Source organism: Streptomyces sp. NPDC005402 (assembly GCF_040606575.1).
GTDB lineage: Bacteria > Actinomycetota > Actinomycetes > Streptomycetales > Streptomycetaceae > Streptomyces.
The window spans coordinates 150,658-167,504 of sequence record NZ_JBEXFB010000001.1 but is presented as its reverse complement, the minus strand read 5'-3'; the positions used below and the strand labels follow the sequence as shown (position 1 = coordinate 167,504).

The following is a 16,847-nucleotide window of genomic DNA, read 5'->3' as shown; positions in this document are numbered from 1 at the left end:
ATGCCTGCACACGAGGGACACCGCCGCCAGTACGACGCCGTCATCGTCGGCGGGGGTCACAACGGACTGGTCGCCGCCGCCTATCTGGCCCGGGCCGGGCGCTCCGTACTGGTCCTGGAGCGGCTCGGGAACACCGGGGGAGCCGCGGTGTCCACGCGGCCGTTCGCGGGGGTGGACGCCCGGCTGTCGCGCTACTCGTACCTGGTCAGCCTGCTGCCCAAGAAGATCGTGCGCGACCTCGGCCTGGACTTCCGCGTCCGCACGCGCAACGTCTCGTCGTACACCCCCGTCGAACGCGACGGCGGGCCGACCGGACTGCTCGTCGGCGGCGGCGAGCGCCGCACCAGGGAGGCCTTCGCCCGGCTCACCGGCGGTGAAGGCGAATACCGGGCCTGGCAGCGGTTCTACGGCATGACGGGCCGCGTCGCGCAGCGGATCTTCCCCACCCTCACCGAGCCCCTGCCCACCCGGGACGAGCTGCGCCTGCGGGTGGACGACGAGGAGGCCTGGCGGGTCCTGTTCGAGGAGCCGATCGGCGTGGCCGTGGAGGACTGTTTCGCCGATGACCTGGTCCGGGGCGTGGTCCTGACCGACGCGCTCATCGGCACCTTCGCCGACGCCCACGACCCCTCCCTCAAGCAGAACCGCTGCTTCCTGTACCACGTGATCGGCGGCGGGACCGGTGCCTGGGACGTCCCCGTCGGCGGCATGGGCGCCCTCACCGACGCCCTGGCCACCGCGGCACGGCAGGCCGGAGCCGTCCTCGCCACCGGGCACGAGGTCGTGGGGATCTCCGCGGACGGAAGCTCGGCGGAGATCACCTACCGCACCGCCGAAGGCGAGGGCACCGTCGCGGCCCGGCACGTCCTGGTCAACGCCTCCCCGCGGGAACTCGCCGCGCTCACCGGCGACCGGCCGCCCACGCCCGCCGAAGGCGCCCAGCTCAAGGTCAACATGCTCCTCAAGCGGCTGCCGCGGCTGCGCGACAGCGATGTCGACCCGCGCGAGGCGTTCGCCGGCACCTTCCACATCGCCGAGGGCTATCAGCAGCTCGCCGTCGCCCACGCCCAGGCCGCCGCCGGCCGGCTCCCCGAAGCCCCGCCCTCCGAGATCTACTGCCACTCGCTCACCGACCCGACGATCCTCGGCCCGGACCTCGTCGAGCAGGGCTACCAGACCCTCACCCTGTTCGGCCTGCACACTCCGGCCCGGCTCTTCGACCGGGACAACGACGCGGTACGCGAGGAACTCCTCGAGTCGACCCTCGCCCAACTCGACGCCCACCTCGCCGAGCCGCTGGCCGACTGCCTGGCCACGGACGCGGACGGCCGGCCCTGCATCGAGGCGAAGACCCCGCTCGACCTGGAGCGTGACCTGCGGCTGCCCGGCGGCAACATCTTCCACCGCGAACTGTCCTGGCCGTACGCCGAGGAGGGCACCGGCCGCTGGGGCGTGGAGACCCGGCACGCGAACGTGCTGCTGTGCGGGGCGGGCGCGGTGCGCGGCGGCGGGGTGAGCGGGGTGCCGGGACACAACGCGGCGATGGCCGTGCTGGAGGAGCTCGGCGGCTGACGCGCCCCGCTGGAGTGCCCGTACCCTCAGGCCCGGCTGCCGCCGTCCACCTGGAGCACCACCCCGGTGACGTACGAGGCCCGGTCGCTCAGGAGCCAGGCCGCGGCCTCGGCGATCTCGGCCGGGTCGGCACCGCGGCCCAGCGGGGTCTGCGCGACGAGCTGCTCGACGATGCCCGGGGAGTTCGCCTCCCATGCGTCGATCATCTCGGTCAGCGTGGTGCCCGGGGCGACGGCGTTGACCCGGATGCCCTCCGGGCCGTACGTGGCGGCGGCCGACGCGGTCAGGCTGTTGACCGCCCGCTTGGCGGCGCCGTACGCGGGCAGCCACGGGTTGGCCATCACGCTGCCGATGCTGGAGTTGTTGACGATCGCGCCGGTCCCGGCGGTGGCCCGGATCGCGGCGATCTCGGCGTTCATCGCCAGCCAGGGGCCCTTGAGGTTGACGGAGATGACGTGGTCGAACTCGGCCTCGGACAGCTGGTCCATGGGGCCGGGCTGCTGGATGGTCGCCCCGTTGTTGAAGGCCACGTCGAGCCTGCCGTACAGCTCGACGGCCCGCTCGACTGCGGCCCGGACGCTCGCCGGGTCGGCCAGGTCGCAGTGGACGTAGTCGGCGGTGCCGCCCTCGGCGCGGATCTCCTCGGTCACCGCCTTGAGCTCGGTCTCGGTGCGGGCCGCGAGCAGAACCCGGGCGCCTTCGCGGGCGAACAGTCGTGCGGCCGCAGCGCCGATACCGCGTCCGGCGCCGGTGACGAAGGCGACCTTGTCGGCGAGCAGGGCAGTGGTGGTCGTGTTGTTGTCCATGCCGACGAGCCTGCGACCGTCGGCGATCCTCATCCAGGCACCGGCAGTACCTGGCTGGGCAGCCCCGCGCCCGCGCACACTGGGACCGTGGACCGACGAGAACTGGCCGAATTCCTGCGCAGCCGACGCGAGCGCATCGCCCCCGCGGACGTGGGGCTGCCCGCCGGGCCGCGCCGCCGTACCCCGGGCCTGCGCCGCGAGGAGGTGGCGCAGCTGGCGTACATCTCCACCGAGTACTACACCCGGCTGGAGCAGGCCCGCGCACCCCGTCCCTCCCTCGAGGTGCTGGCCCAGGTGGCGCGCGCCCTGCGTCTGTCGGATGCCGAACGCGACCACATCCACCACCTCGCCGGCACCCCTCCGGGCCTGCCGCCCGGCCCGTCCCGTGAGGTGCGCCAGAGCATCGTCGACCTGCTGCACCGGCTGCCGCAGGCCGCCGCGATCGTCATCTCGGCGACCCACGAGGTCATCGCCTGGAACGACCTGGCGGCGGCCCTCATGGAGGACTTCTCCGCCCTTTCGCGCCGCGACCGCAACCTTGTCCGGCGGGCCTTCCTCGGCCCGCACCCCGAAGGGCGGCGCCTGTACGGGGTGTCGGACGGGGAGGAGTTCGCACGCTCCTCGGTCCAGCAGCTGCGCGCCGCCTCCGCCCGCTATCCCGACGATCCCGAGCTGACCGGCCTGGTGGCCGAACTCCGCGACGGGAGCGAGGAGTTCGCCCGCCTCTGGGCCGCCCACGACGTCACGGCCGGCCCCACGCTCTGCAAGACCTTCGACCACCCCGTGGTCGGCCCGGTCACCGTCAACTGCGATGTCCTGGACATCGCCGACCGCGACCAGCACGTCGTGATCTACACCGCCACCCCCGGTTCGCGGTCCGAGGAGGCATTCCGGCTCCTGTCGGTGATCGGCACCCAGCGCATGGACGTCGCCGGCTGATCCGTCGGGCCCCGGCTGATCCGTCGGTCCCGGGCCGCCGTCCTGCCGACGTCCTCGATCCGCGCCGCGTCCACCGGACATGACGCGCCTGAATCTGACGGAGCATCAGAAAACCTCTTCCGTCGTCCGCGGGTCTGCGGCATCCTGCGGCCATGCAGACGGAGCTGAGCAAGAAACTGGGAGTCGAGCACGCCGTCTTCGGCTTCACGCCGTTCCCCGCCGTCGCCGCGGCCATCAGCCGGGCCGGCGGCTTCGGAGTGCTCGGCGCGGTCCGCTACACGGCACCCGACGAACTCAAACGCGACCTCGACTGGATCGAGGCCCACGTCGACGGCAAGCCGTACGGCCTGGACGTCGTCATGCCCGCCAAGAAGGTCGAAGGGGTGACCGAGGCGGATGTCGAGGCGATGATCCCCGAGGGGCACCGGCAGTTCGTCAAGGACACCCTCGCCAAGTACGGCGTACCGGAACTCGCCGAGGGCGAGGTGTCCGGGTGGCGCATCACGGGCTGGATGGAGCAGGTCGCCCGCAACCAGCTGGACGTCGCCTTCGACTACCCGATCCGGCTGCTCGCCAACGCCCTGGGCTCCCCGCCCGCCGACGTGGTGGCCCGGGCGCACGACCAGAACGTCCTCGTGGCGGCCCTCGCGGGCAGCGCCCGGCACGCGGTCAAGCACCAGGAGGGCGGCATCGACATCGTGGTCGCGCAGGGCTACGAGGCCGGCGGTCACACCGGGGACATCGCCTCCATGGTCCTCACCCCCGAGGTCGTCGATGCCGTGGACCCGCTGCCCGTGCTGGCGGCGGGCGGCATCGGAAGCGGCCGCCAGGTGGCGGCCGCACTGGCACTCGGCGCCCAGGGTGTGTGGCTGGGCTCCATATGGCTGACCACCACAGAGGCGGAACTGCCCTCGCCCAAGCTGATCGAGAAGCTGCTCGCGGCCGGCTCCGGCGACACGGTCCGCTCCCGCGCGCTGACCGGGAAGCCCGCGCGCCAGCTCCGTACCGAATGGACCGACGCCTGGGACTCCGCCGACGGGCCGGGCACCCTGCCCATGCCCCTCCAGGGCCTGCTGGTCGCCGACGCCGTCTCGCGCATCCAGAAGTACGAGGTGGAGCCCTTGCTGGGCACGCCCGTCGGCCAGATCGTCGGCCGGATGACGAGCGAGCGCAGCGTCCAGGCCGTCTTCGACGACCTCACCCGCGGCTTCGAGGAAGCCGTCGATCGCATCAACCGCATCGCCGGAAGGAGCGGCCAGTGACCAGCACACCTCCCGCGGGCTTCTGGGCCCAGGCGGCGCAGGACCCCTCTCGTACGGTCCTGATCGCCCCCGACGGCTCGCCCTGGACGGCGGGCCGCCTCCACGCCGCCGCCAACCAACTCGTCCACGGCCTGCGGGCCGCCGGACTCGAACGCGGGGACGCCTTCGCCGTCGTCCTGCCCAACAGCGCGGAGTTCTTCACCGCGCACCTCGCCGCCAGCCAGGCCGGTTTCTACCTGGTCCCGATCAACCACCACTTCGTCGCCCCCGAGATCGCCTGGATCGTCGCCGACTCCGGCGCGAAGGTGCTGGTCGCCCACGAGAGGTTCGGGGAAGCCGCACGCCAGGCCGCCGACGAGGCGGGCCTTGCGGCAACCCACCGGTACTCCGTCGGCGAGGTCGAGGGTTTCCGGCCGTACGCCGAACTCCTCGACGGACAACCGGAGTCGGCGCCCGCGGACCGTGAACTCGGGTGGGTCATGAACTACACCTCGGGCACGACGGGCCGCCCGCGCGGTATCCGCCGACCGCTGCCCGGCAAGCTGCCGGAGGAGGCGTACCTCGGCGGCTTCCTCGGCATCTTCGGGATCCGCCCCTTCGGCGACGACGTCCACCTCGTCTGCTCGCCGCTCTACCACACCGCCGTCCTGCAGTTCGCGGCCGCGTCCCTGCACATCGGGCACCGCCTGGTCCTGATGGACAAGTGGACGCCGCAGGAGATGCTCCGGCTGATCGACGCGCACAAGTGCACCCACACGCACATGGTCCCGACCCAGTTCCACCGTCTGCTGGCACTGCCCAAGGAGGTCCGGGCGCGCTACGACGTCTCGTCCATGAGGCACGCCATCCACGGGGCCGCCCCCTGTCCCGACCATGTGAAGCGCGCGATGCTCGACTGGTGGGGGCCCTGTGTGGAGGAGTACTACGCGGCCAGCGAGGGCGGCGGGGCCTTCGCGACCGCCGAGGACTGGCTGAAGAAGCCCGGCACGGTCGGCAAGGCATGGCCCATCAGCGAGCTCGCGATCTTCGACGACGACGGCAACCGGCTGCCGCCCGGCGAACTCGGCACCGTGTACCTGAAGATGAACACGGGCGGCTTCGCGTACCACAAGGACGAGGCCAAGACGAAGAAGAACCGCATCGGCGACTTCTTCACCGTCGGCGACCTCGGCCTCCTCGACGAGGACGGCTATCTCTTCCTCCGTGACCGCAAGATCGACATGATCATCTCCGGCGGGGTGAACATCTACCCCGCCGAGATCGAGTCCGTCCTGCTCCAGCACCCCGCCGTCGCCGACGCCGCCGCCTTCGGCATCCCGCACGACGACTGGGGCGAGGAGGTCAAGGCCGTGGTGGAACCCGCCCCGGGCCACACACCCGGGCCGGACCTGGCCGCCGACCTCCTCGCCCACTGCGCCGCACAACTCGCGGGCTACAAGCGCCCGAAGAGCGTCGACTTCATCACCGAGATGCCCCGCGACCCGAACGGCAAGCTGTACAAGCGACGCCTGCGGGATCCCTACTGGGAGGGCCGCTCGCGACCGGTGTGAGCCTCAGGACCGGACCCGGACGACCCTCAGCGCGGGCGACGACAGGATGTCCTTCTCGCAGAAGCGGGACGTCACCCACTTCTCCGCCGAGAACAGCCGGGTCTGGTCGCTGTGGTGCGGCGAGTTCGGATTCGAGGACTGGGAGTACGTCAGCAGGGTCCGGGCCACCGGGCAGCGGCCGCCGTCCCAGCCCACCGCCTGGATGTAGCTGGACCCGGTCGTCACCTCCGGGTATCCGCCGCCCGCCGGGTTCCACACCGGCTCGACCTTGTTCCACACCCCCAGCGACTCGGTGCCGCCCGGGACGGCGATGCGCTGGCCGTTCCGTACGACGAACTGGTGCTCCCCGAGCCGGGAGTTCAGCGCAATGCCCGCCGCCGTGAGCTCGGTGACCGTGTCCGCGAGGGTCGTGGCGAAGGCGGGTGCGTCCGTGTTGAGGGTGTTCGGGGTGCCCACCGGATCGGCCGCCGAGAACGGCACCTTCCACAGCTGCGACACGGGCAGCTTGCGCCACAGCCGGTCGAAGAGCAGTGCGCCCCGGCTGCCGGTGTTCGCGGTGCGGTCCCAGGCCGCGAGCACCCCGCAGGCACCACTGACGTCAACGGCCTTGCCGTCACTACCAGTTGCCGCGCCGCCAGGCAGCGCGGCACACGCCTTCGCCGCGTCGGCCGCCACCAGGTCACCCGCGGGCACCCTGTTGGCGAACTGCTTTTCCTGAAGATCCCGCACGGTCAACCGCCCACGCGAGGCCATCGCGGACACGTCCCGCAGCGCACCGCGCGTGCGCATCGAGCGCTGGACCCCGACCGTGCCGAAGACCCGCTCGTACCCGGTGATCGGACGCTCGACATTGGCCAGCCAGGCGCTGTCGTTGGAGTTCTCCGCGTACGGCGCGTCCTTCAGGACCGGCATCTTCGCCGGCCCGAAGATCCCCGGCTGTACGGCGTCCGGATCACTGCCGAGGGCACAGTCGCCGCGCGAGCCGTCCAGGACCGCCACTCCCGAGGCGGGGTAGGTGACCCTGCCCAGAGGAGTGGAGCAGCGCTGCGCCAGCTCGTCGGTGATCCGGGGGAGCACCTGGGACTGGGTGAACAGGGTGTGCCCCTGCGAGTCGGCGGCGATCGTGTTGACCCACGGCAACCCTTGTGTGCGCTTCAGCGCGCCCAGCACATCGCTCGTGCTGCGGGCCCTGCTGAAGCCGAGGGCCGTGTCGGAGGCGCGCAGGTTGGTGGCGTTCGGGTCGTTCAGGGCGTACGCCGTCGTGGTCGTCCAGGGCAGCGGCAGCGCGGCCCCGAGCGAGGTGACGACCGGGCCGTACCGCGTCCACCACTGGGTCCTCGTCACCGGTGCGGAGTCCTTGACGGCAACGGTCACCTGGCGCCTGGTCATCCGCTCGGGCCTGCCGTCCACCAGGTAGGTGGTCGGGTCGGCCGGGTCCAGGGTGAGCTGGTGCAGGTTGAGGGTGACGCCGGTGGCCACCGTGTGGCTCCAGGCCACCTGAGCGTTGTGGCCGATGGAGATCGTCGCCGAGCCGAGCAGTGAGCCGCCCGCGATGTTCAGTTCGCCGGGGATGGTCTGCTGCGACTGCCAGAAGCGGCGGCCGCCCTGCCAGGGGTAGTGCGGGTTGCCGAGCAGGAGCCCGCGGCCGTTCGCCGTCGTGGCGCCTCCGAAGGCAACGGCGTTGGAGCCCATGTCGGCCGAGTCGGCGGCGAACAGCTCACGGGCGGCGCGGGCGGTGTCCCGGGCGTCCGGTGCGCCGGTCGCCGGGGTGGTGGACCCGGGTGGCTGCGCGGCCGTGATGCCGTCCACGGCCCGGCCCTGACCGCCGAGCACGGCCAGCGCGAAATTGCGCGCGGCCACGTCCTGGACCGACACCGGACGCACCCAGTCGGCGCCCTTGCACGCCGGGTCGGTGATCCGGTTCTTCCTCAGCCAGGCGTTGTAGCCCGCCGTGAAGCCCCGCATCAGCTCCCTCACCTCACGGCTCGGCCCGCGCGGCGCAGGCGTGGCCATCAGCTTCTCCACCGTTCCCGCCTCCCGCACCCCGCGGAAATACAGGTCGCTGGAGACGTTCTTGGTGGCCGAGGAGAGCGCGGAGTCGGAGGCGGCGTCGGCCCCGAAGAACCGCGAACGCTCGCCGCGCACGGTCACGAACCCGTCGGCGAGCGTGCACACCTCGTCGGTGGCCTGCGCCCACCCGGTGCCGAAGCCGAGGTCCGCGTAGTTCCTCGCGAGGATGTGCGGGATGCCGTACTCGGTGTAGCGGATGGTGGCGGACAGACCGCCGTGGGACGGATGTTCCTGTTTCTGCGGGTCCTGCGCGGCTGATGCCGGCAGTGTGCCGACGGCGGCGAACAGGACCACGGCCGCGATGACGGCGCGTCTGGGGCGGGTGCGCATCGTGCCTCCCAACGTCATTGAGGGAAGGAGCGGTTGAGCGTACCAACCGGTAGGTTGTCCCGTATGACGCCTGGACACGGCAGTACGGTTGACGGGGTGCTGCGGCGCAGCGCCCGGCGCACCCCGGCGCGCGTCGCGGTGGAGTACGGCGAGCGGTCGTGGACGTACGAGGAACTCGACGACGCCGTCTCCCGCGCGGCCCGCCTGCTCCTCGACCAGGGCCTCGATCGCGGCGACCGCGTCGGCGCCTACGGCCACAACTCGGACGCGTATCTGATCGCCTTCCTCGCCTGCGCCCGCGCGGGACTGGTGCATGTCCCGGTCAACCAGAACCTGACCGGCGACGATCTCGCGTACATCGTCGGCCAGTCGGGCAGCACGCTCGTCCTCGCCGATCCCGACCTCGCGGGGCGGCTGCCGGACGGTGTGCGCACGGTGGCCCTGCGGGACTCCGACGAGTCGCTGCTGGCACGCCTGGGCACGACACCGCCGTACGACGGACCCGAACCGTGCGGTGAGGACCTGGTCCAGCTGTTGTACACCTCGGGTACGACGGCCCTGCCGAAGGGCGCGATGATGACCCACCGCGCCCTGGTCCACGAGTACCTGAGCGCGATCACCGCCTGTGATCTGAGCGCGGGTGACCGGCCGGTGCACTCGCTGCCGCTGTACCACTCCGCGCAGATGCACGTCTTCCTGCTGCCCTGCCTCGCGGTCGGCGCGACGAACATCATCCTCGACGCGCCCGACGGCGACCGCCTCTTCGACCTGATCGAGGAGGGCCGCGCGGACAGTCTCTTCGCCCCGCCCACGGTCTGGATCGGACTGGCCAACCGCCCCGACTTCGCCACCCGCGATCTCAGCGGGCTGCGCAAGGCGTACTACGGCGCCTCGATCATGCCGGTGCCCGTCCTGGAACGCCTCCGTGAACGCCTGCCGAAGCTGGCCTTCTACAACTGCTTCGGCCAGAGCGAGATCGGCCCGCTGGCCACCGTCCTCGCGCCCGACGAGCACAAGGGGCGGATGGACTCCTGCGGCCGTACCGTCCTGTTCGTCGACGCGCGGGTCGTGGACGAGGACGGCAAGGACGTCCCGGACGGTACGCCCGGCGAGATCGTCTACAGGTCACCGCAGTTGTGCGAGGGCTACTGGGACAAGCCCGAGGAGACCGAGGCGGCCTTCCGGGACGGCTGGTTCCACTCCGGCGACCTCGCGGTGCGGGACGCGCACGGCTACTTCACGATCGTCGACCGGGTGAAGGACGTCATCAACTCCGGCGGGGTGCTGGTCGCTTCACGCCAGGTCGAGGACGCGCTGTACACCCACGACGCGGTCGCCGAGGTCGCCGTGATCGGTCTGCCCGACGAGCGGTGGATCGAGGCCGTCACCGCGGTCGTCGTCCCGCGCGGCGAGGTCACCGAGGCCGAACTGATCGACCACGCCCGGGAGAAGCTCGCCCACTTCAAGGCGCCCAAGCGGGTGCTGTTCGTGGACGAGCTGCCGCGGAACGCCAGCGGGAAGATCCTCAAGCGGGAGCTGCGGGACCGGTTCTCGTCGTGAGGGGCTGACGGGGGCGCAGGTCGACGATCCGGCGGATCTTGCCGACGGACCGCTCCAGGGACTCCGGTTCCACGATCTCGACGCCGACCGACACCCCGACGCCGTCCTTCACGGCCGCGGCGATGGCTCGTGCGGCCGCGTCCCTGGTCTCGGGTGAGGCGTCCGGCCTGGCCTCCGCCCGCACGGTCAGGGCGTCCAGGCGGCCCTCGCGGGTGAGCCGGAGCTGGAAGTGCGGCGCGACGCCCGGGGTGCGCAGGACGATCTCCTCGATCTGCGTGGGGAAGAGGTTCACCCCGCGCAGGATCACCATGTCGTCGCTGCGGCCGGTGACCTTCTCCATCCGCCGGAACACCCGGGCCGTGCCCGGCAGCAGCCGGGTCAGATCCCGGGTCCGGTAGCGGACGACGGGCATCGCCTCCTTGGTGAGCGAGGTGAACACCAGCTCACCCCTCTCACCGTCCGGCAGCACCTCCCCGGTGAGCGGGTCGACGATCTCGGGGAAGAAATGGTCCTCCCACACATGGAGCCCGTCCTTGGTCTCCACGCACTCCTGCGCGACGCCGGGGCCGATCACCTCCGACAGCCCGTAGATGTCCACGGCGTCGATCGCGAACCGCTCCTCGATCTCCCGGCGCATCTCCTCCGTCCAGGGCTCGGCACCGAAGACGCCCACCCGCAGAGAGGTGCTCCGGGGATCGACACCCTGCCGCTCGAACTCGTCGAGCAGCGTGAGCATGTACGACGGGGTCACCATGATGATCCCGGGCTCCAGGTCCTGGATGAGCTGGACCTGGCGTGCCGTCATGCCGCCGGACGCGGGGACGACCGTACAGCCGAGCCGTTCGGCGCCGTAGTGTGCGCCGAGCCCACCGGTGAACAGCCCATAGCCGTACGCCACATGCACCACGTCCCCGGGCCGGGCGCCGGCCGCCCGGAGGGAACGCGCCACCATGTCGGCCCACAGGGAAAGATCGTTCTCGGTGTATCCGACGACCGTGGGGCGCCCGGTGGTACCGCTGGAGGCATGGATGCGGCGCACATGATCCCGGGGCACGGCGAACATCCCGTACGGATAGTTCTCGCGCAGGTCGGCCTTGGTCGTGAACGGGAACCGGGCCAGATCGCTCAGGGATCGGCAGTCGTCCGGCCGGACACCGGCCCGGTCGAAGGACTCCCTGTAGAACGGCACATGCTCGTACGCGTGCCGCAACGAGGCCCGCATCCGCTCCAGCTGCACCGCCCGCAACGCTCCGGCATCCAGCCGTTCCCCCGAGTCCAGCAGCTCCGCCGCATCCGCCATCGGAACGTCCCTTTCGCCCACCACCTCATCACGGGCGACCGATCATTCGGTCGAGGTGCTGGGGATCAGTAATCCAGGCGAGCGGGGCTGAGGCAAGAGGCCCGCACGCTGAGGAGCGGAACTCACCCCACTGGGGCCGTGGACCTGCGACCACGCCCTTGACGGAAGCCGGCGTTCTGCCCTGGGCAGACCGGGGCCGCGACCGAGCACCCTCCGGATACGTTCACCGGCATGGACACCATCGAGGCGAACGGCATCACCCTCGCGTACCGGTCCTGGGGCCCCGAGGACGCGCCGCCCGTGCTGCTGTTGCACTGCCGTGGCGCGGATGGGGCGAACTGGACCGGGATCGCCGAGCGGCTTGCCGTGGGGAAGCGCCCGCGCCGCGTGTACGCGCCCGATCTGCGAGGGCACGGGCGGAGCGACTGGCCGGGAGGGTACGCGTACGAGGCGATGCGCGACGACATGCTCGGCTTCCTGGCCGCGCTGGGTGTGGACCGTGCCGACGTGGTCGGCCATTCGCTCGGCGGGGCCGTGGCCTACCTCCTCGCGCAGCACACGCCCGGCGCCGTACGACGGCTGGTCCTGGAGGACGTACCCGCGCCGGTTCCCCTCGACCCGCCTCGACCGCCCGCCCCCGCCCCGGACAACGACCCACCGTTCGACTGGGACATGCTGCGGGCCACCGACGCGCAGCGCAACGCGCCGGACCCTGTGTGGTGGGGCCACATGGGTCGGATCACCATGCCCACACTGCTCATCGGGGGCGGTCCCACCAGCGTCATTCCTCAGGAGGAAGTCGCCCTGCTGGCCTCGGTGATCCCGGACGCCCGGCTGGTGACCCTCGGCGGCGGCCACCTGGTGCACGAAACCAGGCCCGAGGAGTTCCTGGCGGCCGTCGTGCCCTTCCTGGAAGCGCCGTCGCCGCCGGACGTCACTTCGCGAACGCCGTCATGAAGCGGTCGCGGAACTTGTCCATTCCCCACTCGGGCGCGTTGTCGGCGGGCTTGAGGCCGTCCGTCCAGTTCCAGTCGGCGACCCGGTCCAGCACCTTCGGGTCCTTGGCGACGATCGTGACCGGCACGTCCCTGCTGGTGGAGCCCTTGGTCACGGTGGGGACGGGCTGGTGGTCGCCGAGGAAGACGAGGACCGTGTTCTCGTCGCCGTAGCGCTGCATCCACTGGGTCAGGCTGTCCACGGAGTACTGGATGGCCTTGCGGTACTCGGTGCGCACCCGCTCCTGGCTCTTCCAGACCTCGGTGGGGTTCGTGCCCTCCTTCTTGATCTGCTCGAAGACCGAACCGTCGCCGAGGTCGTTCCAGTCGATCGTGTGGGCGATGGGCGACCAGGGGTTGTGGCTGGAGGCCAGGATGATCTCCGCCATGATCGGGTCGCGGTTCTTCTTGCCGTGCTCCAGCTTCTGGAAGGCCTCCAGGCTGAACTGGTCCGGTACCGGCGTCCAGCTGAAGTAGGGGCCCTTGTAGCCGAGGTGCGTGGAGTCGTAGATGTGGTCGAGGCCGAAGTACTTGCCCTCGGGCCAGGACTTGCGCACACCCGGCACGATGCCGACCGTGCGCCAGGCATCGGTCTTCTGGAAGTAGCTGGTGAGGGTGGCGCGGTCACTGTTGGTGAGGTTCAGGTACCGCTGCTGGTTGTTGACCCACAGGCCGGACAGGAACGTCGAATGGGCCATCCAGCTGCCGGCACCCGTGACGGGGGACGTGAGCCATCCGCTGCGGGACGCGAAGCCGGCCGCCTTGAGCGTCGCGTCGCCCTTCTTGAGTGTCGCGTCCATCTCCGGTGCCATCGCCGGGTCGTCGATCGCCACCCGGCCGTAGCTCTCGATGAAGGTGAACAGGACGTCCTTGCCGCGCAGCCCGGTGAGGAGCTGGTCGGGAGGGGTGGCGGCGAAGGCGTCGACGGCGGACTGCTTCTCGAAGACCTTGGCGTCCCCCAGTCCGTTGCGCACGTTCTGGAACCGGTTGACGACGAACACGCTGTAGCCGTCGGTGGCGAAGGTGACCCCGCCGAACTGCACGCCGACGTTGAAGCAGGTGATCCACACGGTGCCGAGGACGAGTGTGGTGAGAACCGCCCTGGGGCGGTGCCGGGACATGACGTTCGTCAACCGCACCACCGCGAGCGTGCACAGCGCGAGGACCGCGAGGAACAGGACGATCACGCCGGCGATCGCGAGCACCTCGCCCGTGCGCCCGAAGGTCTCCTTGAGCCAGTCTGTCGCGTTGCCCAGCATGATCCAGTCGAAGACCAGGTCGAACGGCCGGGCCAAAGTCTGGCGGAAGCCCATGTCCATCAGCTTCACGAGGGTGAGCAGCCCGATGAACATCCCGAAGAACACCGCCGTGATCCGGCGGACCTTCGGGGGCAGCACCAGCAGGACGGCCGCGAGGATGATCGCCTCGACGGGGAACCGGAGGAACGCCCCGAGGTTCATGCGGTCGAGCCGGGCGGGGGAGAGCAGCACGACCAGCAGCAGAAGACCGGCCAGTACAGTCGTCGCCACGGAGACTCCGCGAGCCGTACGGGGGTAACGGCGGCGCCAGCCGAACCAGCCGGGGCGCACCAGGCCGTTCTCCGCCCGGACCTCTTCGGCCTCCTCCGTCACTTCTTCCCCCGCGGCACCCCCGCCGTCCGCTTCCGCCTCGTCCTCGGCGGTGTCCGGCAGTTCGTGAGAGCGAGTGAAGAGTGACACCCGGTGGTCCTTCCGTGCGATCTTGCTGTGGCGTGCGGTCCTGCCCCGACGGCATGACGAACAGGGCCCGCCGGCCGAGCCTGCCACCACCAGTACGTTCGCACGTCACGCTCGGTTCAATCGCACCGGGCCCGGGATCGGACCGTCATCCGCCGGCGGCCACCGCCGCCACCTTCTGCGCCCACCGGTAGTCCGCCTTGCCGCTCGGCGAGCGGCGGATGGTCTCCGCGATCACCAGCTGGCGCGGCACCTTGTACCCCGCGAGCCGCGCCCGGCAGTGCGTCTGGAGGTCGTCCAGGGACATCCGCGCCGCCCCCGCGCGCAGCTGCACGACGGCCGCCACATGGTGGCCCCACTTCACGTCCGGCACCCCGGCCACGAGTGCGTCGTACACATCCGGATGCGCCTTGAGCGCCTGCTCGACCTCCTCCGGATACACCTTCTCGCCGCCCGTGTTGATGCACTGCGAGCCCCGCCCGAGGACGGTGACGACCCCCTCCTCGTCGACGGTGGCCATGTCGCCGAGCAGCACCCACCGCTCGCCGTCCTTCTCGAAGAAGGTCTCGGCGGTTTTCCCCGGGTCGTTGTAGTAACCGAGCGGTACATGGCCGCACTGCGCGACCCGGCCCACCTCGCCCACGGCGACGGGTTCATGGGTCGCGGGATCGACCACCTGGGTACGGGAGTTGACCCGGACGCGGAAGCCGCGCTCGGGCCCGGAGTCCTCGGTCGCCGTCCCGTTGAAGCCGGATTCGGAGGAGCCGAAGTTGTTGAGCAGCATCGCGTTCGGGACGAGCGCGCGGAACTGCCGGCTCACCGTGTCCGACATGATCGCGCCCGATGAGGACACGCTGAACACCGACGACATGTCGGTGCCCTTCATCGGGCCCTCCAGCGCGTCGATGAGCGGCCGCAGCATCGCGTCACCCACCAGCGACATGGCGCTGACCTTCTCCCGCTCGACCGTCCTCAGCACGTCCTCGGGCACGAACTTGCGGTGCAGCACGACCCGTTGGCCGAAGTTGAAGCCGATGAGGGCGGTCAGTGTGGAGGTGCCGTGCATCAGCGGGGGCGTGGGGAAGAAGGTGATCCCCGCTCCGCCCGCCGCGACCCGCTCGGCGAGTTCCTCCGGCCGCTTCACGGGCTCCCCGGTCGGTGCGCCCCCGCCAAGGCCGGAGAAGAACAAGTCCTCCTGGCGCCACATCACGCCCTTGGGCATCCCGGTGGTGCCGCCGGTGTAGATGATGAACTGGTCGTCGGCCGAACGCGCCGGGAATCCACGCTCGGACGACCCGGAAGCCTCGGCGTCCGTGAAGTCCACCGCCGGCGGTCCGCTCGGCTCCGCCTCCCCGACCCGTATCAGATGCCGCAGCCGCTCCGCGTGCGGCAGCGCGGCCGCCACCCGGTCCGTGAACTCGGACTCGAAGACCAGCCCCACCAGGTCCGCGTCCCGGTAGAGATAGACCAACTCCTCTTCCACGTAACGATAGTTGACGTTGACCGGGACGATCCGCGCCTTCATGCAGCCCAGCAGCGTCTGTACGTACTCCACCCCGTTGTAGAGGTGCAGTCCGACGTGGTCACCGGCTCGCACTCCGCTTTCCAGCAGATGGTGACCGATGCGGTTGGCCGCGGCGTCCAGCTCCGCGTACGTCAGCCGGCGCTCCGCGCCCGTGCCGGGAACGTCGATGTACGCGAGCGCCTCACGTTCCGGCACCACGTCGACGACCGACTCGAACAGGTCGGCAAGGTTGTACTCCACCGGCTCCTCCTGACCCAGGGCGGCCTGGCTGTTGGACGGTTCGCCGGTCATCAGAGCAAAGGGCGGCGTGACTGTGAAGGGCTCGCGCGAATAAATCTGACTGTCTGTCAGAAAACTCTTGAAGTGCATCGGCGCCTCCTGCAACCTGTTCTCGTTCTGGCAGAGGGGAGACGGTCCATGGGTGGCACGGAACACCTCAACATCCAGCGCGAGGGCGCCACACTGGTGCTCACGCTCAACAGGCCGGAGGCTAAGAACGCGCTCTCGTTGCCGATGCTGGTCGGCCTGTACGACGGCTGGGTCGAGGCGGACGCGGACGACTCGATCCGCTCGGTCGTCCTCACCGGCGCGGGCGACTCGTTCTGCGCCGGCATGGACCTCAAGGCCCTCGCCGGCAGGGACACCGGCGGCGAGCAGTACCGGGACCGGCTGACCGCCGACCCGGACCTGCACTGGAAGGCGATGCTGCGCCACCACCGCCCCCGCAAACCGGTGATCGCGGCGGTCGAGGGGTACTGCGTGGCGGGTGGCACGGAGATGCTCCAGGGCACCGACATCCGGGTCGCCGGCGAGTCCGCGACCTTCGGCCTCTTCGAGGTCAGGCGCGGCCTGTTCCCCATCGGTGGCTCCACGGTCCGGCTGCAACGCCAGATCCCGCGCACCCACGCGCTGGAGATGCTGCTCACCGGACGCCCGTACACCGCGCGCGAGGCCGCCGACATCGGCCTGATCGGGCACGTCGTCCCCGACCGCTCGGCCCTCGCCAAGGCCCTGGAGATCGCCGAACTGATCAACGCCTGCGGCCCGTTGGCCGTCGAGGCGGTCAAGGCCTCGGTCTACGAGACGGCCGAGATGGCCGAGACCGACGGACTCGCCGCCGAACTGAAGCGGGGGTGGCCGATCTTCGACACCGCCGACGCCAAGGAAGGGGCTCGCGCCTTCGCGGAGAAGCGGCCGCCCGTTTACCGGCGGGCGTAGCGCTG

12 protein-coding genes are annotated in these 16,847 nt (G+C 70.8%); 7 read left to right on the top strand and 5 right to left on the bottom strand.

All coding sequences use genetic code 11. From position 1 onward, the window contains the following. The gene (locus ABZT02_RS00810) at positions 1–1,572 is read left to right on the top strand and encodes an NAD(P)/FAD-dependent oxidoreductase (protein ID WP_356012820.1); all 1,572 of its coding nucleotides are present in this window, start codon (positions 1–3) and stop codon (positions 1,570–1,572) included. A gap of 26 nt (positions 1,573–1,598) precedes the next feature. Here ABZT02_RS00810 and ABZT02_RS00805 read toward each other — a convergent pair whose 3' ends face one another. Beyond that, positions 1,599–2,378, bottom strand: coding sequence for a glucose 1-dehydrogenase (locus ABZT02_RS00805; RefSeq protein ID WP_356012818.1), 780 nt, complete (start codon positions 2,376–2,378; stop codon positions 1,599–1,601). 87 nt (positions 2,379–2,465) lie between these two features. Between ABZT02_RS00805 and ABZT02_RS00800 the strand changes: the two genes are divergently transcribed. The 3 genes from ABZT02_RS00800 (at position 2,466) to ABZT02_RS00790 (ending at position 6,129) form a co-directional block, all read left to right on the top strand. Next, positions 2,466–3,317 carry a helix-turn-helix transcriptional regulator gene (locus tag ABZT02_RS00800; RefSeq protein WP_356012816.1) on the top strand — a complete coding sequence of 284 codons (852 nt, stop codon included), beginning with the start codon at positions 2,466–2,468 and terminating at the stop codon, positions 3,315–3,317. A 152-nt stretch (positions 3,318–3,469) separates the two neighbouring features. Further along, the gene (locus ABZT02_RS00795) at positions 3,470–4,579 is read left to right on the top strand and encodes a nitronate monooxygenase (RefSeq protein WP_356012814.1); all 1,110 of its coding nucleotides are present in this window, start codon (positions 3,470–3,472) and stop codon (positions 4,577–4,579) included. After that, complete coding sequence (locus tag ABZT02_RS00790; protein ID WP_356012812.1) at positions 4,576–6,129, top strand: acyl-CoA synthetase; 1,554 nt, start codon at positions 4,576–4,578, stop codon at positions 6,127–6,129. Before ABZT02_RS00795 ends, ABZT02_RS00790 begins: the two co-directional genes overlap by 4 nt. Before the next feature lie 3 nt (positions 6,130–6,132). On the opposite strand, the gene ABZT02_RS00785 is transcribed toward ABZT02_RS00790, so the two are convergent. After that, entirely contained in the window at positions 6,133–8,529 is a 2,397-nt protein-coding gene (locus ABZT02_RS00785; protein WP_356012810.1) for a penicillin acylase family protein, read from the bottom strand. A gap of 63 nt (positions 8,530–8,592) precedes the next feature. Between ABZT02_RS00785 and ABZT02_RS00780 the strand changes: the two genes are divergently transcribed. Next, positions 8,593–10,089, top strand: coding sequence for an acyl-CoA synthetase (locus ABZT02_RS00780; protein WP_356012808.1), 1,497 nt, complete (start codon positions 8,593–8,595; stop codon positions 10,087–10,089). Here the strand turns inward: ABZT02_RS00780 and paaK are convergent. Beyond that, on the bottom strand, positions 10,055–11,389 hold the full coding sequence (gene paaK, locus ABZT02_RS00775) for a phenylacetate--CoA ligase PaaK (protein ID WP_356012806.1): 1,335 nt from the start codon (positions 11,387–11,389) through the stop codon (positions 10,055–10,057). The two genes, ABZT02_RS00780 and paaK, sit on opposite strands and share 35 nt — an antisense overlap. A gap of 231 nt (positions 11,390–11,620) precedes the next feature. On the opposite strand from paaK, the gene ABZT02_RS00770 reads away from it, so the two are divergent. Continuing rightward, complete coding sequence (locus ABZT02_RS00770) at positions 11,621–12,346, top strand: alpha/beta hydrolase (protein ID WP_356012804.1); 726 nt, start codon at positions 11,621–11,623, stop codon at positions 12,344–12,346. Here ABZT02_RS00770 and ABZT02_RS00765 read toward each other — a convergent pair. Then, a complete protein-coding gene (locus ABZT02_RS00765; protein WP_356012803.1) occupies positions 12,324–14,102 on the bottom strand; it encodes a sulfatase in 1,779 nt (592 codons plus the stop codon). The two genes, ABZT02_RS00770 and ABZT02_RS00765, sit on opposite strands and share 23 nt — an antisense overlap. Before the next feature lie 145 nt (positions 14,103–14,247). Next, a complete protein-coding gene (locus ABZT02_RS00760; RefSeq protein ID WP_356013652.1) occupies positions 14,248–15,864 on the bottom strand; it encodes an acyl-CoA synthetase in 1,617 nt (538 codons plus the stop codon). 177 nt (positions 15,865–16,041) lie between these two features. On the opposite strand from ABZT02_RS00760, the gene ABZT02_RS00755 reads away from it, so the two are divergent. Further along, positions 16,042–16,842 (top strand): crotonase/enoyl-CoA hydratase family protein, encoded by an 801-nt coding sequence (locus tag ABZT02_RS00755; RefSeq protein WP_356012801.1) that lies wholly within the window; start codon positions 16,042–16,044, stop codon positions 16,840–16,842. The last annotated feature ends 5 nt before the right edge of the window (positions 16,843–16,847 follow it).

Bases quoted from the DNA above. Each gene is read 5' to 3' on its own strand.
- ABZT02_RS00770 (WP_356012804.1), top strand. From the start codon at position 11,621: ATGGACACCATCGAGGCGAACGGCATCACCCTCGCGTACCGGTCCTGG.
- ABZT02_RS00785 (WP_356012810.1), bottom strand. From the start codon at position 8,529: ATGCGCACCCGCCCCAGACGCGCCGTCATCGCGGCCGTGGTCCTGTTC.
- ABZT02_RS00780 (WP_356012808.1), top strand. From the start codon at position 8,593: ATGACGCCTGGACACGGCAGTACGGTTGACGGGGTGCTGCGGCGCAGC.
- ABZT02_RS00810 (WP_356012820.1), top strand. From the start codon at position 1: ATGCCTGCACACGAGGGACACCGCCGCCAGTACGACGCCGTCATCGTC.
- ABZT02_RS00805 (WP_356012818.1), bottom strand. From the start codon at position 2,378: ATGGACAACAACACGACCACCACTGCCCTGCTCGCCGACAAGGTCGCC.
- paaK (WP_356012806.1), bottom strand. From the start codon at position 11,389: ATGGCGGATGCGGCGGAGCTGCTGGACTCGGGGGAACGGCTGGATGCC.
- ABZT02_RS00795 (WP_356012814.1), top strand. From the start codon at position 3,470: ATGCAGACGGAGCTGAGCAAGAAACTGGGAGTCGAGCACGCCGTCTTC.
- ABZT02_RS00755 (WP_356012801.1), top strand. From the start codon at position 16,042: ATGGGTGGCACGGAACACCTCAACATCCAGCGCGAGGGCGCCACACTG.